The organism is Paenibacillus sp. GYB006, from assembly GCF_036577645.1.
Classification (GTDB): Bacteria; Bacillota; Bacilli; order Paenibacillales; family Paenibacillaceae; genus Paenibacillus.
In genome coordinates, this window is the sequence record NZ_JARBDA010000001.1 from 1,090,180 (window position 1) to 1,113,860 (window position 23,681).

General features: G+C 42.1%; 16 protein-coding genes. 15 read left to right on the forward strand and 1 reads right to left on the reverse strand.

The window, feature by feature from the left end:
- The first annotated feature begins 41 nt into the window (after positions 1–41).
- From PV403_RS05270 to PV403_RS05315, 10 genes are all read left to right on the forward strand, one after another.
- Positions 42–3,002, forward strand: coding sequence for an extracellular solute-binding protein (locus PV403_RS05270; RefSeq protein ID WP_332083751.1), 2,961 nt, complete (start codon positions 42–44; stop codon positions 3,000–3,002).
- Between the two features lie 16 nt (positions 3,003–3,018).
- A complete protein-coding gene (locus PV403_RS05275) occupies positions 3,019–3,987 on the forward strand; it encodes a carbohydrate ABC transporter permease (protein ID WP_213532698.1) in 969 nt (322 codons plus the stop codon).
- Positions 3,988–3,991: 4 nt separating this feature from the next.
- The gene (locus PV403_RS05280) at positions 3,992–4,861 is read left to right on the forward strand and encodes a carbohydrate ABC transporter permease (protein WP_213532735.1); all 870 of its coding nucleotides are present in this window, start codon (positions 3,992–3,994) and stop codon (positions 4,859–4,861) included.
- 16 nt (positions 4,862–4,877) lie between these two features.
- Positions 4,878–6,365, forward strand: coding sequence for a gluconolactonase (locus PV403_RS05285; RefSeq protein ID WP_332083752.1), 1,488 nt, complete (start codon positions 4,878–4,880; stop codon positions 6,363–6,365).
- Complete coding sequence (locus PV403_RS05290) at positions 6,346–6,966, forward strand: Yip1 family protein (protein ID WP_332083753.1); 621 nt, start codon at positions 6,346–6,348, stop codon at positions 6,964–6,966. The genes PV403_RS05285 and PV403_RS05290 overlap by 20 nt, the downstream gene beginning before the upstream one ends.
- 16 nt (positions 6,967–6,982) lie before the next feature.
- Positions 6,983–9,556, forward strand: coding sequence for a DUF5696 domain-containing protein (locus tag PV403_RS05295; RefSeq protein ID WP_332083754.1), 2,574 nt, complete (start codon positions 6,983–6,985; stop codon positions 9,554–9,556).
- The gene (locus tag PV403_RS05300; RefSeq protein ID WP_191798562.1) at positions 9,553–10,452 is read left to right on the forward strand and encodes a carbohydrate ABC transporter permease; all 900 of its coding nucleotides are present in this window, start codon (positions 9,553–9,555) and stop codon (positions 10,450–10,452) included. Before PV403_RS05295 ends, PV403_RS05300 begins: the two co-directional genes overlap by 4 nt.
- A 36-nt stretch (positions 10,453–10,488) precedes the next feature.
- Entirely contained in the window at positions 10,489–11,490 is a 1,002-nt protein-coding gene (locus tag PV403_RS05305) for a carbohydrate ABC transporter permease (RefSeq protein WP_332083755.1), read from the forward strand.
- A 239-nt stretch (positions 11,491–11,729) separates the two neighbouring features.
- Entirely contained in the window at positions 11,730–14,300 is a 2,571-nt protein-coding gene (locus PV403_RS05310) for a beta-mannosidase (RefSeq protein WP_332083756.1), read from the forward strand.
- An 81-nt stretch (positions 14,301–14,381) separates the two neighbouring features.
- Entirely contained in the window at positions 14,382–16,007 is a 1,626-nt protein-coding gene (locus PV403_RS05315) for a glycoside hydrolase family 9 protein (protein WP_332083757.1), read from the forward strand.
- Between the two features lie 77 nt (positions 16,008–16,084).
- Here PV403_RS05315 and PV403_RS05320 read toward each other — a convergent pair whose 3' ends face one another.
- On the reverse strand, positions 16,085–17,122 hold the full coding sequence (locus PV403_RS05320; protein ID WP_213532702.1) for a LacI family DNA-binding transcriptional regulator: 1,038 nt from the start codon (positions 17,120–17,122) through the stop codon (positions 16,085–16,087).
- Between the two features lie 506 nt (positions 17,123–17,628).
- On the opposite strand from PV403_RS05320, the gene PV403_RS05325 reads away from it, so the two are divergent.
- From PV403_RS05325 to PV403_RS05345, 5 genes are all read left to right on the forward strand, one after another.
- On the forward strand, positions 17,629–18,546 hold the full coding sequence (locus PV403_RS05325) for an ABC transporter permease (protein WP_213532739.1): 918 nt from the start codon (positions 17,629–17,631) through the stop codon (positions 18,544–18,546).
- Between the two features lie 17 nt (positions 18,547–18,563).
- On the forward strand, positions 18,564–19,445 hold the full coding sequence (locus PV403_RS05330; RefSeq protein WP_332083758.1) for a carbohydrate ABC transporter permease: 882 nt from the start codon (positions 18,564–18,566) through the stop codon (positions 19,443–19,445).
- Between the two features lie 64 nt (positions 19,446–19,509).
- Positions 19,510–21,117 (forward strand): ABC transporter substrate-binding protein, encoded by a 1,608-nt coding sequence (locus tag PV403_RS05335; RefSeq protein ID WP_213532704.1) that lies wholly within the window; start codon positions 19,510–19,512, stop codon positions 21,115–21,117.
- 129 nt (positions 21,118–21,246) lie between these two features.
- Entirely contained in the window at positions 21,247–22,749 is a 1,503-nt protein-coding gene (locus tag PV403_RS05340; protein WP_332083806.1) for a glycoside hydrolase family 32 protein, read from the forward strand.
- The gene (locus PV403_RS05345) at positions 22,750–23,640 is read left to right on the forward strand and encodes an ROK family protein (RefSeq protein ID WP_332083759.1); all 891 of its coding nucleotides are present in this window, start codon (positions 22,750–22,752) and stop codon (positions 23,638–23,640) included.
- The last annotated feature ends 41 nt before the right edge of the window (positions 23,641–23,681 follow it).

Below are 23,681 nucleotides of genomic sequence, written 5' to 3' on the forward strand. Positions count from 1 at the left end.
GTAGATTCATCTGCCTAAGATAGCAGAGGGGGGAGTTACTATTGAAGGGCCAGAGAAGAGTCCGCTTATGGATCATGAAAAGTATCATTGTTGCGGGTTGTGTATCGCTTGTACTTGCCGGAGGTAACAGTCAATTGGCCTTTGCTACTTCAGTAAACACGGATCATGTTGAATTGGAAAAGGCTGATTTGTCATCATCGCCTGCTTCAACGATAGAAGATAATAGCTTTCAACTTTCCAGTACCGAATTCTACAGTGAATATATGGAGAAGCATAAAGATGAACCTTTCCCTACAAGCGAAATCGTATTAGGTGCGGATAAGGTAAGTGAACTGACTGGGGAAGACAGCGAAATCATCACTGATTTTGAAGGGAAAACCGGAAAGTCCGTGAAAACCGGAGAAAAAAGCAGTGTCACGTGGACTTTTGAAGTAGCAGATCCAGGTTTGTATCAGCTGGAAACGAGCTATTATCCAATCGAAGGGAAAAGTTCTGCCATAGAACGAAGTGTTCTGATTGATGGAAAACTTCCTTTTCAAGAAGCAGCTTTCATTCAGATGGACAGAGTATGGGGCAATGTAAAAGATGAGCCGCAGCAAGATAATCGAGGAAATGATCTGAGGCCTCAACAGCAGGAAAAACCAGTATGGCAAACGACTTTGTTTAAAGATTCCAATGGTTATTATGAAGAGCCATTTACTTTTTATTTTAGCAAAGGAAAACACACATTAACACTTACATCCCAGCGTGAGCCAGTAGTGATCAGTGAAATCAGACTGTTACATGAGGAGCTTCCGCCCGAATATACTACATATGCTGCAGAGTATAAGGATCAGGTGCAGCGTACGCCTGACGATGTGTCCATAGAACTTCAAGCTGAGAAAGCGTCAGCCAAATCCTCACCTACTCTTTATCCGCTAATGGATCGTTCTTCGCCGGCAGTAGAGCCTTATAGTCCATCTGTATCTAAAATCAATACGATAGGCGGATATAACTGGAGAATTCCTGGACAGTGGATTGAATGGAATGTAGAAGTTCCCGAGGAAGGCATGTACGAGCTCGCTTTTAAAGCAAAGCAAAACTTCTCACGAGGCGTCTATTCTACTCGAAAAATTATGATTAACGGAGAAGTTCCTTTTCAGGAAATGAATAGAGTATCCTTCCGTTACAAGAGCAGCTATGCGATGCAGGTTATGGGGGATGAGACACCTTATTTATATCATTTGAAAAAGGGAACAAACGTCATCCGAATGGAAGTTAGCTTAGGTGAATTTGCTTCACTGATTAGAGAGGTACAAGAAAGTTTGACTGAACTGAATGCCATGTACCGAAAGATATTAATGATCACAGGTACAGCTCCAGATGAAGTTCGAGACTATAGACTTAGTGAACGAGTGCCTAATATTCTTGATGTTTTTGCGAGTGAAAGCGAGCGTTTAAAAGCAGTAGGAAAACGTTTGCGAGAGTTGTCTGACGAAAAAGGAGATCAAGATGCGCTGCTCAAGACGATGGCTTTGCAGCTCGATGAAATGATTGAAGATCCAGATACAATACCAAGAAGGTTATCGGCTTATAAAACCAATACAGGAGGACTTGGAACTTGGTTGCAGCAAACAAGGGAACAGCCACTCGAAATTGATGCAATCTATGTTACTTCTCCTGGAAAAAAAGTTTCCGAAAAAGGGATGGGATGGTTTGCTCGAACTTGGCATGAGATCGTAACCTTCTTCTATTCTTTCTTTATTGATTATGACCAAATTGGTAATGCCGCAACGGACAATACACAAAAGACAATTACGGTTTGGATTGGAAGCGGACGTGATCAGGCCAATACCATTAAGGCGATGATTGATGAAACGTTTACGCCGGAATCTGGAATACAAGTTAACCTTAAGCTTGTTCCGATGAATTCCCTGCTACCTGCTACTCTTTCGGGTGAAGGACCCGATGTAGCAATGCAGATGGGGAATGATGTTCCTGTGAACTATGCGATGAGGAAAGCAGCGGCCGATTTGTCTCAGTTTGATGATTTTAATGAAGTGAAACAGCAGTTCAGAGAGAGTGCTATGGTACCGTACACATTTGAGGATGGAGTATATGCGTTACCTGAAACGCAGACTTTTAATATGTTATTTTACCGAAAAGACGTACTAGAAGAGCTTGGGCTTCAAATACCGCAAACGTGGGAAGAAGTAGGAAGCCTGCTGACCGTGCTTGATAAAAATCATATGGACTTCGGCTTACCGCTGGTCACTCAGCCGCAATATCCTGGTGAAAACGTTCCGCCGAATTCCGTGTACTCGATGCTCTTATTCCAAGGCGGCGGTGAGTTCTACAGAGATGGAAGCAAGGAATCCAACCTGGACTCAAAAATCGGAATGGAAGCGTTTAAACAGTGGACTGAATTTTATACGGACTACAAGTTGGAGCGTGAATACGACTTTGCGAACCGATTCAGAACAGGTGAAATGCCGATTGGCATCGCAGATTACACTACTTATAACCAATTGACTGTGTTTGCTCCCGAGATTCGCGGAATGTGGGGATTCACTATGATTCCTGGTACCGTGCAAGCAGATGGATCTACTGACCATACGGTTGCCAGCGGTGGAAGCGGTGTCCTGATGCTCGAAGATGCAGCAGACAAACAAGCGGCATGGGAATATATGAAGTGGTGGACAAGTGAAGAAACGCAGGTCAAATTCGGAAGAGAAATGGAAGGGCTTATGGGTGCAGCAGCCAGATATCCAACGGCGAATATTGCGGCACTAGAGAAACTGCCTTGGCCAGTCGAAGATTATGAAAACCTGCAAAAGCAAATGGAGTGGGTAAGGGGAATACCGGAAGTACCAGGTGGATATTTTACGGGTCGCCATCTCATTAATGCCTTCTATCGTTCCGTTGATGGAAAGATCGAACCAAGAGAAGCACTCATGGACTATGTACAGTATATCCAGGATGAAATTCGAGTTAAACGTAATGAATTCGGTCTGCCGGAGTAAAGGAGGGTGAGACGTCATGTCTGATTTACAACTTAAAAATAAGGTGAGGGGCGTCCCTCCAGAGGAACGTTCGCTTCGGCGCCGTGAACGGCGGAAACAAAAGCTTCATCAGATCAAAATTAATAAACATTTGTATATCTTGATGGCGCCTTACATGATTCTGTTTTTAATGTTTACGGTATTGCCTGTTCTATTATCTATTGTGATTAGCTTTACCTATTTTAATATGCTCGAAATGCCCAAATTTGTAGGGTGGCAGAATTATACAAGATTGTTTTTAGAAGATGATATTTTTCTTATTGCTTTGAAAAATACATTTTTATTCGCTGCCATCACAGGTCCTGTCAGTTACTTGGCTTGTTTTATTTTCGCATGGATTATTAATGAACTCAGCCCGAAATTACGGGCATTTATGACCCTGATTTTTTACGCACCTTCTATTTCAGGAAACGTATTTTTTATCTGGCTCCTAATCTTTTCGGGAGACCGTTACGGAATTATCAATGGTTTGCTTATTAAGCTGGGCATTCTGCTAGAACCGATCCAGTGGCTCAAAACAGAAGCTTATATCATGCCTATTATCATACTTGTTCAGCTTTGGCTAAGTCTTGGAACTGGTTTCTTGGCATTTATTGCGGGACTGCAAACGGTAGATAAGACCTTGTATGAAGCAGGTGCAGTGGACGGAATAAAAAACCGCTGGCAAGAGCTTTGGTATATCACCCTGCCTTCGATGAAACCACAGTTGATGTTTGGTGCTGTAATTCAGATTACTTCCTCGTTTGCCGTGGCCGATGTATCCATCCAGCTGGCAGGTTTTCCGAGCGTCAACTATGCTGCAGAAACGGTCGTTACTCACTTAATGGATTTCGGAACCATTCGGTTTGAGATGGGCTTTGCATCCGCCATTGCAACCGTCTTGTTCATGTTAATGGTTGGTTCTAACATGATTATTCAAAAACTGCTCAGGAAAGTGGGTGAGTAAAGCGATGAATTTTACGCTCGGCATGTTCCGTAAGAAAAGAGTGAATCGCTCTTTCTGGGGCAGCTTCTTCCTCTTCCTGCTCCTTGCCGTTATCGGTGCGTTTATGGTCCTGCCTTTGGTCTATGCGATCAATGCCGCCTTTAAACCGCTGGATGAAATCTTTATTTTTCCACCGACATTGTTTGTGAGAAATCCTACCTTAGATAACTTTGCAGACTTAATAAATCTGCTGGGGGCTTCGTGGGTTCCTTTTACAAGGTACATCTTTAATACGATATTTATCACAGGAGTAGGGATCGTTGGGCACGTACTTTTAGCATCAGCAGCTGCTTACCCGCTGGCGAAACATCGTTTTCCAGGGAGTAACGTAACGTTTAAACTCATTGTGCTCTCACTGATGTTTACTCCTGCTGTAACTGCTATTCCTACGTACATGATCATGTCGTTTTTAGGATGGGTTGACACTTACTGGGCTGTCATTATCCCGGCATTCTCTTATCCACTGGGGCTGTATCTTATGAAACAGTTCATGGAACAGATTCCTGATGCACTGATCGAAGCAGCGAAAATCGATGGTGCAACGGAATATCGGATTTTTTGGACCATCGTAATGCCTAACGTAAAGCCTGCATGGCTGACTTTAATTATTTTACTATTTCAAATTTTATGGGGAACGGATGGCAACGGCTTTATTTATAGTGAGCAGCTCAAGACACTAACTTCGGCAACCACCAATATCGTACAAGGCGGGATCGCAAGAGCTGGGGTTGGGGCAGCGGTTGCACTGATGATGATGAGTGTGCCGATTACGATTTTTGTCTTCTCACAAAGCCGGATAATTGAAACAATGGCCACATCCGGAATGAAGGAATGAGGAGGGGTGGATACCAATGAAGCAAGCATATAAACGTCTTCTCAGCCGCACGATTCTGGGTGTTGCTGTTTGTTCCATGGCACTTGCTTCCCATGGCACCGCAGTACTAGCTAAAGCTCCTTATGAGAGTTATACCTACAATTATTATGAGGAAGCAGTACCTGCTCCAGATGCATATTTGCCTGAAAGAAGCATATCAGGGATCGATCTCGGAATCGGCAGCTTTTCTACACCTCAGGATCTCTTCGTGTCTAGCAGGGGAGAGATTTACATTGCAGATACGGGAAATAACCGGGTTGTGATTTTGGCGGATGACTGGAAGGTCAAAAAAGTGATCACCACCTTCCAGCATGATTCGAAAGAAGATACTTTTTTATCCCCAAGCGGGGTTGTCGTAAGTGAAGAAGGAAATTTGTATGTAGCAGATACGGAACATAAACGAGTGGTTGTTCTGTCACCAGAAGGAAAATTAATTCAAATTATTGAAAATCCTCAGTCTGATCTGCTGGGATCTTCCTTTTCCTTTGTACCACTTAAGTTGTCAGTAGACGCCGGAGGTCGGATTTTTGTCATCGCTAGAGGGGCATATGAAGGAATGCTGCAATTTGATAAAAGTGGTGAATTCATTGGATACTCTGGAACCAACAAAGTTCGGCGTGATTTTGCAGACTACATATGGAGGCTCCTTGCAAGTGATGCGCAAAAGAAACAGATGCAATTATATATACCAACCGAGTTTTCGAATCTAGATATGGGAAATAAAGGTTTTCTGTATGCCACTAACGTGGATCCAGGATCAACGGAACCTGTAAAAAGACTGAATCCCTCCGGAGAAGATGTGCTGAAGCGTTATGGTTACTTTGATGTCAAAGGTGATCTTGTGTATCGCTTAAGAGGTGCATCGGGAGGTCCTTCGAGACTCGTTGATATTAAATACTGGGGTAACGGGATGTATAGTGTTCTTGATGCGCTTCGGGGCCGGGTGTTCACTTATGATGACGAAGGTAATCTATTGTACATCTTTGGAGGAATCGGTACGCAGGTCGGAACTTTCCGTACACCCGTAGCATTAGACCGAATAGGAGATAAGCAGCTGATATTGGATCAGGGAAAAGAAACGATTACCATTTTTAAGCCGACCGAATATGGAGCTGCGATTCAAGAAGCCGTTGCCAACCATCATGCGGGTGATGATAAAAAAGCAGTTGAAAAATGGAGAGAGGTTTTGCGTCTTAACGCAAACTATGATATCGCATATATCGGAATTGGAAAATCACTTTTATATGATAAGCAAAATAAAGCAGCAATGGAGTATTTTAAGCTTGGAATGGACCGTAAAAATTATTCAGTTGCCTTTAAAAGATATCGGAAAGAAGTCCTGCAGGAACACTTCGGCACCTTTTTAACGGTGACTACAGGCGGGGTTGTACTCATTATTGCTTTACGGGCAGTCCGTTCACGGAGCAGAAGGAGGGGGGAGCAAAATGAAGCAGGACTTTTTTAAGTTCCCAATGCATCTGATCGTACATCCATTTGATGGTTTCTGGGATTTGAAATATGAAGGAAAAGGAAAAGTCAAAGTTGCACTCGTTATTGTATTCGTTCTTTTTCTTACATTTGTCCTTCAGCGTCAATATGCAGGTTTTCTAGTCAACTATAATGACCCAAGAACGCTGAACAGTTTAGCTGAACTTCAATATGTCATCCTTCCCTTTTTTCTATGGTGCGTTTCGGGCTGGTCAATTACGACGCTTATGGAGGGAGAGGGGAAATTTCGAGAAATTCTGATGGCTACAGCCTACTCTCTTGTGCCTATCATTATGATTTATTTACCGATGACTTTGATTAGCCGGTTTTTGACCACAGAGGAGAGCTCCTTTTATTACTTACTCAATACGTTTGCGATCATATGGTTCTTGTATCTATTATTTGTGGGTACGATGACGGTCCATCAATATACCCCAGCGAAGACAGTTATTACGATGCTGTTAACGGTTGTAACAATGGGGATCATGGTTTTTCTAGGTACCCTCGTCTTTAGTCTAATTCAGCAAATAATCGAATTTGTCGTTAATATCTACCGAGAACTGGTATTCCGAATATAAAGGAGGCGTAAGTCTAGTGAACATCAAAAAAAGCGCTTATATCATACTGGCTTGCGTCCTTTTGCTTGCGAGTTCTGTATTTTTCTTGCTCGGAAGCGGGCGTATTAGCAGCATTGAACCGCAAAGTTATCTTCAGTCGGTGACGTCAGAACAGGGAGAATATGAACCTTTTCGGGCGATGAGTGATCAGAGTAAGGGGATTCCAGGGATGACGCTTGCTGCAACGAATGATGCGCTGAGTCTCTACATCGATCCGAAGACGACAGTAATCGCGGTGAAAGATGATAAATCAGGAGATATATGGTACTCCAATCCCGAAGAGCGTGCGGAAGATTCAATCGCGACGGCTTTTGAGAAGGATGTCATGTCATCACAGCTATCCATATCTTTCCGTAACACACTTGGCGTGCAAGATACGTATACGAATCATAAACTCAGTATAGAAAAAGAGCAGTTCGAATTGTTTAGCATTCAGGACGGGGTCCGTATTGAGTATACGATCGGTGATACGGAGCTGGGCATTGATGCTCTCCCTAAACTGATTAGCAAACAGCGTCTGCAAGAGAAAGTGCTTGATAAACTAAGTCCAGCAACTGCGAAATATGTAGAGACAAGATACCTGGTGTCGGACGCTAGTCCCGAAATACTGGAGAGGGCTGATGCTCAAGTTGGGCGTCCACTCGTACTTCGGAAAATGATGGCTGCTTTTGAAGAGGCAGGATATACCGCAGAAGATCTTGCTGCGGATAACGAAGAGAATGGAATTGCCGCGTCTGGTGGGCAAGGGAAGGCGAAGTTTAAAATTCCGCTTGAATATCGCCTTGAAGGTGAGACACTTACGGCAACTGTTCCATTAAGTCAGGTGGAAGAAAGTGAAGGGCAGCGCATTCAAAGTATCGATTTACTTGCTTATTTTGGCGCAGCTAAAGCAGGTGAAGAAGGATATATGCTTGTTCCGGATGGAACGGGCAGCTTGATCTATCTAGATAACGGCAAAACCAAAGAAGAGCAGTACGTACAGCCGCTATATGGTGCCGATACGAATGATAACAGCAGGTCAAGAGGTCAGGTGGCGGAAAAAGCACGTATGCCGGTTTATGGTCTGGTGAGCGGTGATCGCGCATTTTTTGCCGTCATCGAAAAAGGCGATGGGAATGCTAGTGTTGCTGCTGATATCAGTGGAAAACAAAATTCCTACAATCATGTGTACAGCCGTTTTATTGTTAGAGGCGAAGATGAACTCGAACTTTATACAGGCAGCAAAATTCAAGAAATTCAGCTCTTATCTGATGACAAATATACAGGCGATGTGCAGGTGAAGTACGCTTTCTTATCCGGCGATGAGGCGAACTATTCGGGCATGGCAAGAACATATCAGGAGATGCTGGTGAAGGCGGGAAAATTGACTCAAACAACAGAAGAGGGAGATCTTCCTTTCTATGTGGATGTACTAGGTTCTGTCGACATGAGGGAATCTTTCCTCGGCGTACCTTACAACGCAACGGTACCGATGACCACTTTTGAAGAAGCGAAGCAAATAACGGAAGCGCTTCAGAAGGAAGGCATATCAAGTATACAGATGCGTTATCTTGGTTGGTTTGGGGAAGGGATCGAGCATGAACTCCCTGTCAGGCTTCAATCTTCAGGACTTGGAAGTACAAAAGAGTTAAGATCGCTTAATGATTTGCTTCAAAAGAATGGCGGCGGTCTTTATCCCGATGTTGCTTTCTTACATGTCTATCATAAAGGAAATGGATTCAGTACTTCGAGGGATGCTTCCCGATTTATTACGAAAGAAGAAGCATTATTATCCCCTTACGACAGAGCGCTGAATCGGATGTCAACCAGACTTGATAGTTATTATCTGTTGTCTCCATCAAAAGTACCGGACGTCGTTTCTAAGTTTATGGAGGAATACGAAAGCAAAGAGATCACAGGTCTTTCACTTCGCGATCTGGGAGATTCGCTGCATTCGGATTATCGAAATAAACGCATCATTTTTAAAGAAACAGCAAGACAAATATCAGAAGAACAGACAGCTCTCTTAGCAGCTGAATACCCAAATCTGATGATATCTGGGGGCAATATATATGCACTTGGCTCAGCCAAACATATTATTAATACTCCTGCCGGATCAAGTGGTTTTCAGCTAACCGATGAATCCGTCCCTTTTTATCAAATGGTGATCCATGGATATAAAGATTACACAGGTGAACCTATGAATTTGGCGGCAGATACGGATGTTAAATCACAGCTGCTCCAAAGTTTGGAACAAGGAAAAGCACCTCATTTTCTATGGAGTTCAGAACCCGCTTCAGAACTTAAATTTACTCGTCACGACAAAATGTATTCTACCGATTATGAGGCATGGATTGATGAAGCGACGAAGATGTATCAGGAAGTAAGCGAAATTCTAGCTCCTCTTCGTACCGTTCATATCGATGAACGCGTAGTTCATCAGCCGGGAGTGATTGAAATGCAGTACAGTAATGGAACTCATATATGGATTAATTATAACGATAAGCCGGTTGTTATAGGCAAGGTTTCTATCCCAGCACAGCATTACTTCGTAGGCGGTGATGAATCATGAAAGGGATGGGACTGACTCTGACCAGAAAAAGATCCCTCCTCGGGTTACTTTTCATATCGCCTTGGCTGGTGGGATTTATCTTCCTGTTCCTCATGCCAATGATTCAATCGATTCGGTTCAGCATGAGTGATCTAAGTGTTGTTCCAGGAGGATATGAGCTGAAATTTACAGCTTGGAATAACTTCCGGGAAGCGCTGTTTATTGATGCGAATTATAATCGGATCTTAACTGAATCCGTGTTACAAATGATTGTAAATGTACCGTTGATTTTATTCTTCAGCCTCTTCTCTGCTGTGCTGCTGAATCAGAAGTTCAGAGGACGTTCTCTTGCAAGAGCCATTTTCTTTTTGCCTGTTATTCTTGCATCAGGAGCCGTTGCTTCCGCTGAAGCAGCCGGCCTGATTAATCTGATTGGTAACGCTACGGCTGCTGAGGAAGCAGGCCTATCGTCTTCTCAGTTTAATACAATGGCAATGGTGAATTTGCTTGCAGAAGCAGGCATGCCGCTGGTCATGACCGATTATATCGTTGATGCCGTCATGCGTATCTACGATATCATCCGCAGCTCAGGCGTACAGATCCTTATTTTTCTTGCCGCACTTCAATCTGTACCTACTACGATGTATGAAGTAGCCAAAATGGAGGGCGCTACAGGTTATGAGTCTTTTTGGAAAATTACATTTCCAATGGTAAGTCCATTAATTCTGACGAATGTCATCTATACGGTAATTGATTCTTTTACAACAAGTCCAATTACCCAAACAATCTATACGACGGCATTTCAAACACAAAATTTTGGGCTGAGTGCTTCTATGTCCTGGCTCTATACGATTGTCGTCGGCATACTGCTCCTCATCATTGGATTCCTGATTTCCAAAAAAGTTCATTATAACTGAGGTCACATTAGATCACGAATGGGGAGGTGGAGGCTCATGGAAACGGCAACAAAACAGGGCAGAAGTGAGGCCATAGTATTTAAAATGCAGCGAACGAAAAATAAATTGCTCGATGCCCTTTGGTCCATTTTTCGCTATGTGCTCATCATTGGTATATCATTTGTCATTTTGTACCCGATTCTGATGAAAATCTCGACAGCCTTTAAAGATAAGGCAGATATTTACAATCCCACCATCTATATGATTCCTGTCCATTTTACACTGGATAATATAAAGCTTGCGTCCGAGGTGTTGAACTACTTCCCGCTGCTCGGTAACACGCTGCTCTATGTATTTGTAATGATGGTTCTTACGACGGCATCCACTGCTCTTGCAGGATACGGGTTTGCTAGATTCGAATTTCCAGGAAGCAAAATCTTATTCGGAATGGTGATCCTCACCATCCTTGTGCCTTCAAGTACGCTCATGGTACCGATGTATTTGCACTTTCGAAGTTTTGATGTGCTTGGTATGATATCGCTTTTCACTGGAAAAGAAGGAGTGAATCTACTTAACACCTACTGGCCATCCATGATTACTGCAGGTACAGCAACAGGACTGAAAGCGGGACTTTTCATCTATATTTTCCGTCAGTTTTTCAAAGGAATGCCAAAAGAAATCGAAGAAGCTGCTCTGATTGATGGTGCAGGAGGAATTAAGACATTTATACGAATTATGCTTCCTAATGCGGTTCCGCCGATGATCACGGTTATGCTGTTTTCGTTTGTATGGACTTACAATGACACCTTCTATCCTTCGCTGTTTATGAGTGAGACGAATTTGATGTCATTAAAGGTTGCATCTCTTCCTTCGCAGATTAATCTGATTATTCCGCAGTTACTCGGACTCGCGGGGACGGATATTAAAGCAGATCCGAACCATGTAGCGATGCTTGTGGATACGGGAATATTGCTCGCGATTGCCCCACTCATTTTACTGTATCTATTTGTACAACGTTATTTCGTCGAAAGTGTAGAGAGAACGGGAGTTGTAGGTTAATTTGCTAGCTAACATAACAATATTACTTTAGTTATTTGAAAACCTAAAATTAGGATAACAAAAAGAATTGAAACGTTTTCGATAACATGAGACAATGAGCAGAGGAAAACATTATCTGTAGGAAAGAAGCTTAGAAAATTGGGTTGATCTTTTGATCGGTCCAATTTTCAGTCTTCTTTGGTTAAAGATTCATATGAAACGCTTCAAGGAAATTTAACATAATTGGAGGATTTCAAACCATGCATGAAACAAAGGTAGTTTTAAACAAAGCTTGGACTTTTAAGGCATGTGACGAGCAGGATTGGGAAAACGCAGTCGTTCCTGGTTTTGTTCATACAGACTTGCTTAAAAATGAACGGATTCAAGATCCTTTCTATGGTACGAATGAAAAACTCGTTCAATGGATTGATAAGAAAGACTGGGAGTATAAAACTACGTTTCAGGTTACAGATGAGATTTTAAGTGAGGAACATGTGGATCTCATTTTTCATGGACTAGATACCTATGCGGATGTCTATCTAAACGGTGTACATATTTTATCTGCTGATAATATGTTTCGTGTATGGGAAGTGAATGTAAAAACCGTTTTGAAAGCGGTTGATAACGAACTTCGTATTGTATTTCGTTCCCCTATTCAAGAAGATTTACCTAAGCTAGAAGCGCTCGGATATCAGCTGCCGGCTGCAAATGATCAATCCGAAGTAGGTGAATTGGGCAAGAAGAGAGTAAGTATTTTCGCAAGAAAAGCACCTTATCATTATGGTTGGGACTGGGGTCCAAGATTTGTGACAAGTGGGATTTGGCGTGATATTGAGCTAAGAGCCTGGTCTGAAGATTACATTGCAGATGCCTATATTCATCAGAATAAAGTAAGCGAAAGTGCGGCTGCACTTACAGCAGTATTAGAAGTTAACGTTGATCAGGCAGGCCCGAGAGTGATTCGGATCGAAACAGATGGCGGCGAATGGACAAAAGAAGTTGATCTCCCTGCTGGGGAATCGAAATTGAATATCGACTTTGAACTTGAATCGCCGAAGCTGTGGTGGTCTCGAGGTCTTGGTGAACCTCATATGTATACCTTTAAAGTTCAAATATTGGATACTACAGGAAGTCTCGCCAAAGCAGAGCGCTGTATCAAAACAGGTATTCGTAGTATTCGTCTTGTACAAGAAGCAGATGAATATGGCACATCGTTCTATTTTGAATTAAATGGAGTTCCTGTCTTTGCTAAAGGGGCCAACCATATTCCGAATGACAGCTTTATCACAGAGGTGACTTACGAAAGATATCGTCATGAGATCGAGTCAGCTGCGCTGGCGAATATGAATATGCTGCGGGTTTGGGGCGGAGGAATATACGAGCAGGATGTTTTTTATGATCTGTGTGATGAATATGGAATCTTGGTATGGCAGGACTTCATGTTTGCTTGCAGTATGTATCCGGGAGATGAAGCGTTCTTAGCCAGTGTGCGACATGAAGCTGCAGATAATATTAAACGTCTGCGGAATCATCCGAGTATTGCTCTATGGTGTGGTAATAACGAGATGGACTCCGCATGGGCTCATTATAACGAAAATGGTGGATGGGGCTGGAAGAAAGACTTTACCCAAGAGCAACGTGAAAAAATTTGGGCAGACTATGAAGCTATTTTCCATCACCTGCTTCCCGAAGTAATAGAAGAGCTTGTACCGGGTGCGGACTACTGGCCTTCCTCTCCAATTGTATCGATCTCAAATGACATTAATCAACATGCAACAACGAGTTCGGTTACAGGCGATGTACATTACTGGGGCGTATGGCATAACGCAGAGCCATTTGAGAACTACAACCTGCAGCTTGGAAGATTCATGAGTGAATATGGTTTCCAATCCTTCCCTGAACATAAATCTGTACTAAGGTATGCAGAGCCTTCTGATCTGGAACTGACTTCGGAAGTCATGATGGCTCACCAGAAGAATGGGGATGGGAACCGTCTGATTAAAAAGTATATGGATATGTATATGACAGAGCCGAAGGATTTCCCTTCCTTTTTGTATATGAGTCAAGTCTTGCAGGCAGATGCTATGAAAGTGGCAATTGAAGCGCACCGAAGAAATCGTCCTTTCGTGATGGGAACATTGTATTGGCAGATGAATGACACTTGGCCTGTTGCTTCCTGGGCAGGTATGGATTATTACGGCAACTGGAAAGCGCTACATTACTACGCAAAACGAAGTTTTGCTGATGAAATGATCTCTATTGATGATACGAAGCCGGGAAGAGTAGATCTATATCTGCTATCCGATGTACTTCGGCCGCTGGAAGGAGATATCAGTATTCGTATTGCTGATTTTGACGGTACGCTGCATGAAGTTCAGACACATATGGTAAGTATAGCAGGGAATACAACAGGACTGGTCCTTTCACTAGATAGAGAAGAGCTTCTTAGTGGAAGAGACGAGCAGCGTACTGTAATGGTTGTGGAACTTGTCCGTAAGGGCGAAGTGATCGATAGTCAGAAACACTACTTTGTACCTTTCAAGGATATGAAATTAACCAAGGCCCAAATCGAAATCACAGAAGTAGAGGGTTCAGAAGGAACTAAATTCCACTTGAAAACCTCTGTTCTAGCCAAACAAGTATGGCTTGATAGTAACCAAGAAGGAATCTTCAGTGATAATTACTTTGATCTTATCCCAGGCGAGACAAAAGAAGTATCTTTCTTTGCGCGTAAGGGTGGGGAGCATGCATTTGAACTTGCAAATCCAGGAGAACTGAAGGTACGATCTATGTCTGATTTTATTGAAGAAACACAAGTACAGAATCAGTAATTATATAATAATGGCTGATCAATTCCCGGCTGTTTATTCACAGCCGGGAATTGTTATAACTTATTTTCGGAGGGGAAATATATGATGGACGAGATAAAGTACGAAGCAGCGGTAAACCAAATTGGATATCCGATAAACGGACAGAAAACAGCTATTCTCACTGAGAAGTCATCAGAATTTCATATTGAAGAGGAAGGGACGAAAAAGATTGTCTATCGAGGAAGAACCTCGCAGCCTACTTTTGATCAATCCTCAGGGAGTGAAGTGAGAACAGCCGATTTTTCCGAACTGGCTAAGCCAGGGACTTATGTTGTAGTGGATGATGAAGGAAATCGATCTACTCCTTTTGCCTTGGAAGAAAGACCTTACAATGAATTACATAAAGGATTGTTGAAAGCGTTTTATTATTTACGCTGTGGAGAAACACTAGATGAGAAGTATGCAGGGGAATGGAGACATGAATCTTGTCATACAAAAAGAGGCGCAGTTCATGGGGAAGAAGGGTTATACCTTGACGGAAATGGAGGATGGCACGATGCAGGAGATTATGGAAAGTATGTTGTTGCGGGGGCGAAAGCAGTGGCTGATTTACTGCTAGCATTTGAAATGTACCCGAATGCATTCGGTGAATCTATTCCTCTTCCAGAATCGGATCAAGTTATGCCAGATGTACTGCATGAATGTAAAGTGGAGCTGGATTTTTTGTTCAAAATGCAGGACAAAAGAAGTGGAGGAGTGTATCACAAATTGACAACTAGGCACTTCCCCGGCCTATCTGTAATGCCAGAAGAGGACCTTGCTGAACTGGTCTTTTCACCCATATCTGCTGCCGCGACAGCAAGTTATGCAGCGATCATGGCCTTTGCATCCCGTATATATCGCTCGTATGATCCTTCCTATGCGGATCGATGTCTACGTTCTGCTGAGTATGCTTGGGAGTGGCTCGTGAAACATCCGGAAGCAGGTGGATTTAAGAATCCACCGGATATTACAACGGGGGAGTATGGAGATGATTGTGTATATGACGAGAAGTACTGGGCTGCTGCAGAACTATATCATACAACTAGCCTAGAAAAATATCATTCCGCTTTTCAGCAATATGCCAAGGAATCTTTTCCTAAATGTGAGCTAGGTTGGGCAGATGTTGGAGGATACGGCACAATTAGCTACTTGCGTAAAGGAAAGACAGAAGAGAACCAAGCTCTTTACACCTCATTACAGCAAGAACTGATTTCGGAGGCTGAGCGTCTTTTACATATTTGCGATAATGATGGATATGGTATCTCTCTTGAAGAGAAAGATTATATTTGGGGCAGTAATATGGTTCTTATGAACCGAGCGATGTTATTGCTAATCGCAATGAAGTGGTCCCCCAAACCGGAATATGGAAAAGCAGCTGCTCAGCATTTGCATTATTTGTTAGGCCAAAATACTCTTCACTTATCGTATGTCACAGGCTTTGGAACACATTCTGTTATGAACCCGCATCATCGTCCATCGGTAGGAGATGATGTAGATGCACCGGTTCCCGGGATGGTAGCAGGAGGCCCTAATCGAAATCTGAATGATGAGATTATGGAGCGTACTTTAAAAGGAAAACCGGCTGCAGCAAGTTTTATTGATCATGAAGACAGTTATGCAGGCAACGAGATTACGATCTACTGGAATTCACCTGCTGTATTTGTCGTTTCCTACTTTAATCAATGAAATAAGTAATGTTTTAATGTCAAAACCACCCTATTCTCTTGGAGAGTAGAGTGGTTTTGGCATTTCTTGCGAATAAATCAGCTAATATTTGGTGTGGATTCTCTTATGATCGGTTTTGTATAAATATGGGAGACCTGATAGGGTTGCTTAGGATCTTTAATTCGAGACAGAAGCATTTCTGCTGCCTTTACACCCATTTCATTTCTATAAATATGAACCGTAGTCAGTTGGGGCTCAACAATTCTTGATTCTGGACCATTATCAAAACCACAAATGACGATGTCATCAGGAACAGATAGTGTATTTTTGATTGATTTCATAAAGGTAACGGCGATGTGATCGTTAGCACAGACAAAACCAGAAGGAAACTCACTGATTTGCCTCAGTCTATTATCTGCCCACTCCGGGCTTGAAAAGAATAAACGATCCTCATCAAGAATGCACTGTGAGAGATCAAGCTGAACTCCTGATTCCGTCAGAGCACGATTAAAGCCAACCCATCTCTCATTAAAACTTCTACAATGGTTATAATCCCCGATAAAGCCTAATGTTTTGTAACCGCCATCTATTAACTTTTTGGTGAGTTGATAAGTACTATTTTCATTCTCCATAAGCAGTACATCTGCTTGAAATTCAGGGTAACAGATATGTGCAGAGCAATCGATGAAAATCGTCGGAATATCAAGACTTGTAATCAGCTTGCTATATTCCAAATTGAATAACTCGATACAAATAATACCATCCACATTGGAGACATCAAAGTTATTGGGAAGAGAAAAGGACTCTTGATCAATGTCTCTTATAATGTGAATCGATAAATTATATCCCTCTGTACTAATGCGCTTTTCAAGACCACTGATCAGTGCTGAACCAAAGTGGGAAGTGTTAGGTAAGTTTTCTGTTAATAAAGCGATGTTACCAGAGTTTTTAGATAAAATGTTTTCTATCTCCATAAAAGCAAACTGCTTATATTTTAACTCAATCGCTTTTTTTATCACTTTGTTTCTGGTTTCATCAGGTATACTGCTTGTTCCATTCAAGGCTTTGGAAGCAGTGTTTCTGGAGATTCCCAAAGCATCTGCGATGTCTTGTATGGTCACTTTCTCCCTAGCCATGTATGTAAATTCACCTCTTTATTCTGAACATTATATTTACCACAAATAGTGCACTATTTGTCATTATTTTAATCCTTTTAAATGTATAATAGTTTGCTTTAAATAGCAATATTATTTTTACAAATGCACAATCAAGTTTACAAAAATCATATAAATGACATGAGATATATGTCATTTTAATTGCTGATAACTGCAAATATGTAAAGTTTAATCTCTAGGTTAAATCATTTATTTATACGTAGTTATAATGAAATTCATGTTAAATCTGTTTATTTTGTTTAAATGTAAAATAAAAAAGGGTTTTGCATACATGTATTATGTTCAAATACACAAATATTTTTTTACAAATGTGTTGACGAACGATGGTGTATTTGGTAAGTTGTTATGCAACAGGATAGAAGTGGAAATGAAAGCCCTTCAATACTGTGCGAAATGTAAACTATGAATTTATATGAACGGAGGTAAAGGCATTGCATAATTCATTAGAAGCCAAACATAGTCCTGTGATGTCGAGACATAAGAGCTCGTTGCTTGACTACATAAAGAAGCATTACTTTCTTTATATCTTGCTCGCACCGGCTGTGATTCTGACCCTTATTTTTAAATATGGTCCTATGTACGGTGCAATCATCGCCTTTAAAGATTTTAGCCCAATCAAAGGAATTATGGGGAGTGAGTGGGTAGGGTTTTACAACTTTGAGAAATTTCTTTCTTCTCCGAATTTTGAATTAATCTTTATGAATACGCTTAAATTAAGTTTCTTTGGTTTAATTTTGAGTTTTCCAGTTCCGATCTTGCTTGCTTTGATGTTGAATCAGGTGCGCAGAGCTGGAATCAAAAAGAACATTCAATTGTTCTTATACGCCCCTAACTTTATATCCGTCGTCGTCGTGGTTGGGATGTTATTTATTTTCTTGTCTCCAACAGGTCCGATTAATCAACTCTTTAGCTGGATTACTGGTGAACCTATTATGTTCATGTCTCGTCCTGAGTACTTCCGCTGGATCTACATACTATCGGATATTTGGACTGGAGCGGGTTGGGCTTCCATTATATATGTTGCAGCTCTAGCTAATGTCGATCCTGAGTTACATAATGCAGCCAATCTAGATGGTGCTAATCTACTTCAAAGAATACGTCATATCGATCTGCCAACGATTCGCCCAATAATGGCTATTGTGTTCATCCTTGCAGCCGGTGGTATCATGTCTATCGGATTCGAGAAAGCCTATTTGATGCAGACAGCAATGAATTTACCAACATCTGAAATCATTCCGACTTATGTTTACAAAATTGGTCTGCAATCTGGTGACTATGCTTACTCTACAGCTGTAGGATTATTTAACTCTCTCATTAATGTCATCTTGCTCGTTACGGTTAACTTCATCGTGAAGAAACTCAATGACGGCGATGGTCTCTACTAAGAAAGGAGCAACAAGTCATGCCCATTAAACATTCCGGACTCGATCGCTTTATTCTTGTACTGAATGCTATCTTTCTAACATTTTCCGTACTTATTGTTGTTCTTCCTTTGGTCTATGTTGTAGTCGCTTCCTTTATGGATCCGTCGGTACTGCTTAGTCAAGGTTTATCCTTCAAATTCTCAGACTGGTCTATAGAAGGGTATCAAAAGATTCTCTCTAATCCGGCTATGATTCGTGGTTTTGGAAACGCTGTTTTATACTCCGTTTCATTTGCTATCATTACGGTCCTTGTCTCGATCTGTGCTGGTTATGCCTTGTCTGATGACAGGTTGAAAGGAAAAGGTTTTTTTATGACACTGTTCATCATTACCATGTTTTTTGGTGGAGGACTGATACCAACTTACCTTCTCGTTAAGAACCTTGGTTTACTTGATACGGTTTGGGCGGTCATCATACCGGGGGCAGTGAGTGTCTGGAACATTATTCTCTCTAGAACATTCTTCAAAGGTGTACCAAATGAACTGAAGGAAGCTGCTAATGTGGATGGAGCGTCAGAGATGCGAATATTCTTCAGTATTGTATTACCGCTATCAAAACCAATTATTTTCGTACTCGCTCTCTATGCATTCGTTGGTCAGTGGAATTCGTACTTTGACGCAATGATCTATTTGGATAATCCCAATCTTCATCCACTGCAACTCGTATTGCGTTCTATCTTGATTCAAAATCAGGTAGATCCGGGCATGATCAGTGATCAACTAGCTATGGCAGAAATGAAACGATTGTCTGAAATTATTAAGTATGCTGCTATTGTTGTTTCCAGTTTGCCGCTTATCATTATGTACCCCTTCTTTCAGAAGTACTTTGAAAAAGGTGTCATGGTCGGTTCCCTTAAATAGGAAACAGGCTTGCACATAGATAAGGACAAGTCATTCATACCCAAATTTGTGGAGGTCATATCCGATGAAAAGAATAAAAAAATCAAGAGTTTCAACAAAAGTAGCTTCCGCCTCTGTTCTTGCTTCTCTGATGTTCCTGACTGCCTGTGGCGGTGGAGGAGGAAACGCAGCGAGTGAAGAGCAGGACCCAAACGGTAAAGTAACCCTTAACTTTATTACGCAAAGCTCTGCACTCGCACCAGCTGATCCGAACGAGAAACTGATTAATAAACGTCTCGAAGAAAAGACGAATGTTCATATTAATTGGAAGAATTTTACGAGTGATGTATTTGTTGAAAAAAGAAACTTAGCTGTAGCCAGCGGTGATCTGCCCGATGCTATTTTCAATGCAGATTACAGTGACTATGAGTTGCTTAAACTTGCAAAAGACGGTGCTATTATTCCGTTGAATGAACTCATTGAGAACAATATGCCAAACTTAAAAAAAGTACTAGAAGAGGCACCTGAATACAAGAGCATGATTACGGCTCCAGACGGCAACATTTATGCATTCCCTTGGATTGAAGAGCTTGGTAACGGTAAAGAAAGAATTCAGGCTGTAGACAGTATGCCTTGGATCAATATGGAGTGGCTTAATAAGCTAGATCTAGAAATGCCTAAGACTACTGAAGAATTAAAAGAAGTGTTGATTGCATTTAAAACAAAAGATCCGAATGGTAATGGTAAGGCAGATGAAATTCCTTTGTCCTTTATTAACAAGCCAGGACCGGAAGATCTAGTATTCCTCTTTGGCTCGTTTGGACTCGGAGAGAATCCTGACCATGCGGTTGTAAGCGATGATGGAAAAGTGATATTTACAGCGGCACAAGAAGACTATAAAGAAGCGGTTTCATTTATTAATGAATTATATAAAGAAGGACTTATCGATATCGAAGCCTACACTCAAGACTGGAGTACTTACCTTGCAAAAGGGAAGGATCAGAGATATGGACTATATTTCTCTTGGGATAAGGCTAACATTACGGGAGCAAATGATACTTACGATGTGATGCCTCCTCTTGCGGGTCCGGACGGGGAAGTTAACGTAACAAGAACGAACGCTCTTGGACTCGGCAGAGGTAAAATGGTTATTACTAGTGCCAATAAAAACCTGGAGACGACAGCGAAATGGGTTGATCAGCTATACGATCCGGTACAATCCGTACAGAATAACTGGGGAACTTTTGGGGACGACACACAGCAGAACATCTTCGAATTTGATGAAGCAAAGGGTATGCTGAAACACTTGCCACTAGATGGTGCAGCTCCTGTTGAACTGCGTGAGAAAACAAGTATTGGTGGACCGCTTGCCATACTTGATTCTTATTATGGTAAATACACAACCATGCCAGATGATGCAAAAGGCAGAATGGATATTATCAAGAACGTCATGGCACCAAATATGAAAGCGGAGAATGTAATGCCAAGCGTATTTAATTCCATTGAAGAGCTTGATCGTCTTTCGACAATTGAAGCAGACCTTTTCGCCTATGTGCTTAGGTTGCGTTCTGAGTGGTACCAAAACGGTAAAATTGACGCGCAGTGGGATGAATACCTGAAAGAACTGGATCGTCTTGGTTTGCAAGAATGGTTACAAATCAAGCAAAACGGCTATGACAGAGCGACAGAATAAATAATTCTAACTTATAACGGTGAAGGACGTGTTCAAGCAGTCACACTACTGTACACGACCTTCTTCTATTAATAGAGAGATGGTCCTTGAACCAGGACCTAATTATAGGAGAAAAGGAGATAAACGATGATGTCTACGATTGCGAAACAAAATTACCGAGGTATCTATCATTTTTCGCCAAAGGAAAACTGGATGAACGATCCAAACGGTATGGTTTATTTTGAAGGAGAGTATCATTTGTTCTTCCAGCACCATCCAGACGGGATGACTTGGGGTCCCATGCATTGGGGTCATGCAGTAAGTAAGGATCTTGTTACCTGGGAAGAACTTCCTATTGCGCTCGCGCCAGATGAACTGGGAATGATTTTTTCAGGAAGTGCTGTTGTGGATTGGAACAATACAACTGGATTTTTTGGAGATAAGCCAGGGCTCGTTGCCATCTTTACACATCATTTGGAAATGCCGGAGGGTAAACCAGCCATTCAGCGTCAAAGTTTAGCTTATAGCAAAGATAACGGAAGAAGCTGGACGAAGTATGAAGGGAACCCGGTATTAGAAGATGCTAGATTCATTGATTTCCGTGATCCGAAAGTGTTCTGGAACAAGGAGACGAGTAATTGGATAATGATCATTGCTTGTGGGCAAACAGTATGTCTATACCATTCCCCAGATTTAATCCATTGGACGTTTGCCAGCGAGTTTGGCGAAGGAATCGGTTCGCACGATGGAGTATGGGAATGCCCGGATTTGTTCCCGCTTGCAATTGATGGCGACAAATCGAACTCAAAATGGGTGATGCTGGTAAGTATTGGTGCTGATCCTGCTTTTATAGAAGGTTCAAGAACGCAGTATTTTACGGGTGAATTTGATGGAGAAGTTTTCACGCCGGATGAAGATTCTCATTCAACCCGTTGGATTGATTATGGGAGAGATAATTATGCTGGTGTAAGCTGGTCAGATGTTCCTGCTGAAGATGGCAGACGACTTTTTATCGGCTGGATGAGTAACTGGATGTATGCGAACCAAACGCCAACAGGAATTTTCCGCGGTGCGATGACCATTGCAAGAGAACTTTACTTGGAATCGAGAGCTGGGAGAACCCTTCTTGTTCAGAAACCGGCAAAAGAACTGGAAGCGGCCCGGGTTCCTATTCTCTCGTTACAGGATACAACTGTAAGAGAACTCAATACATCTCTTGCTGAGCTTCACTTGGAATCATATGAGATCAAAGCCGTGTTTACTCGAGGTAAGTCTGTTGGTTTCAAAGTTAGAGTAGGGGCAGATGAACAAACCGTTATCGGTATTAATGCGAAGACGGAAGAACTATATGTAGATCGGATGGTTTCAGGCCAGCATGATTTCCACGAGCATTTCCTTGGTCACCATCCTGCAAAATTAGAAGCACTTGGTGAGTCAAATGATCTTCACATTTTTGTGGATTGCTCTTCAGTGGAAGTGTTCAGTAATGGAGGTCAAGCGGTTATTACAGATCTCATTTTCCCTAGGCGTGAATCTACGGGTCTTGCAGTATTTTCTGATCATGAGGATGACTTGATCATTTCAGTCGATGTCTATAAGTTAACTCCATCTTCTGAGAAAACAGAAACTCGCCAGCGGCAGGGGTTAATTTAGATGCGTATAGGAGCGATTGAAGCGGGTGGAACGAAGTTCGTGTGTGGCATCGGGGATGAAAACGGGAAAGTTGATGATCAGATTAGTTTTCCAACGGAACATCCGGATCTAACGATGCCGAAAGTAATTCAGTATTTTCAGGACAAACAAGTAGATGCGATCGGAATTGGATCGTTCGGTCCGATTGATATCTGTCCAGACAGCCCTACATATGGTTATGTTACAACGACGCCTAAGCCTGGTTGGGGAAATTACGATATGCTCGGAACTTTGAAAAGAGTTTTCTCCGTCCCCTTTGGCTGGGACACAGACGTTAATGGGGCGGCATTTGGTGAGGCTAAGTGGGGTGCTGCGAAGGGATTGTCCAGTTGCTTGTATTATACCGTCGGCACAGGCATAGGTGTTGGCGTGTATTCAGAAGGTAAACTCGTTCACGGGCTTGTTCATCCAGAAGGTGGACATATCCTTACAAGGCGTCATCCTGACGACCATTTCGCTGGTACATGTCCTTATCATGGTGATTGTCTAGAAGGAATGGCCGCAGGTCCTGCTATTGAAGCAAGATGGGGGCAGAAAGGTCATGAACTTCCGGTGGATCACAAGGCATGGGAAATAGAAGCTTTTTATATAGCTCAGTCGATAACGGGTGCCATTTTGTTAAACTCGCCTCAGAAAATCATTCTGGGTGGTGGTGTAATGCAACAGTCGCAGTTGTTCCCGCTTATAAGGCAGGCTGTACTCCAAAACCTGAATGGTTATGTGAGCTCAAGTGAAATTTTGGAGCGCATCGATGATTATATTGTTTCACCAGGACAAGGACAACAGGCCGGATTATGTGGTGCGCTGGCCCTTGGACTATCGGCACAAGAAAATCAAATTGCATTCAAATGATAAAAATGTAGAGGAGGCCAGTAAAGTTAATGAACTGGCCT

Coding starts and splice junctions, on each gene's coding strand:
- PV403_RS05315 (WP_332083757.1), top strand. CDS start 14,382: ATGATGGACGAGATAAAGTACGAAGCAGCGGTAAACCAAATTGGATAT.
- PV403_RS05340 (WP_332083806.1), top strand. CDS start 21,247: ATGTCTACGATTGCGAAACAAAATTACCGAGGTATCTATCATTTTTCG.
- PV403_RS05285 (WP_332083752.1), top strand. CDS start 4,878: ATGAAGCAAGCATATAAACGTCTTCTCAGCCGCACGATTCTGGGTGTT.
- PV403_RS05310 (WP_332083756.1), top strand. CDS start 11,730: ATGCATGAAACAAAGGTAGTTTTAAACAAAGCTTGGACTTTTAAGGCA.
- PV403_RS05275 (WP_213532698.1), top strand. CDS start 3,019: ATGTCTGATTTACAACTTAAAAATAAGGTGAGGGGCGTCCCTCCAGAG.
- PV403_RS05305 (WP_332083755.1), top strand. CDS start 10,489: ATGGAAACGGCAACAAAACAGGGCAGAAGTGAGGCCATAGTATTTAAA.
- PV403_RS05330 (WP_332083758.1), top strand. CDS start 18,564: ATGCCCATTAAACATTCCGGACTCGATCGCTTTATTCTTGTACTGAAT.
- PV403_RS05325 (WP_213532739.1), top strand. CDS start 17,629: ATGTCGAGACATAAGAGCTCGTTGCTTGACTACATAAAGAAGCATTAC.
- PV403_RS05345 (WP_332083759.1), top strand. CDS start 22,750: ATGCGTATAGGAGCGATTGAAGCGGGTGGAACGAAGTTCGTGTGTGGC.
- PV403_RS05300 (WP_191798562.1), top strand. CDS start 9,553: ATGAAAGGGATGGGACTGACTCTGACCAGAAAAAGATCCCTCCTCGGG.
- PV403_RS05280 (WP_213532735.1), top strand. CDS start 3,992: ATGAATTTTACGCTCGGCATGTTCCGTAAGAAAAGAGTGAATCGCTCT.
- PV403_RS05335 (WP_213532704.1), top strand. CDS start 19,510: ATGAAAAGAATAAAAAAATCAAGAGTTTCAACAAAAGTAGCTTCCGCC.
- PV403_RS05320 (WP_213532702.1), bottom strand. CDS start 17,122: ATGGCTAGGGAGAAAGTGACCATACAAGACATCGCAGATGCTTTGGGA.
- PV403_RS05290 (WP_332083753.1), top strand. CDS start 6,346: ATGAAGCAGGACTTTTTTAAGTTCCCAATGCATCTGATCGTACATCCA.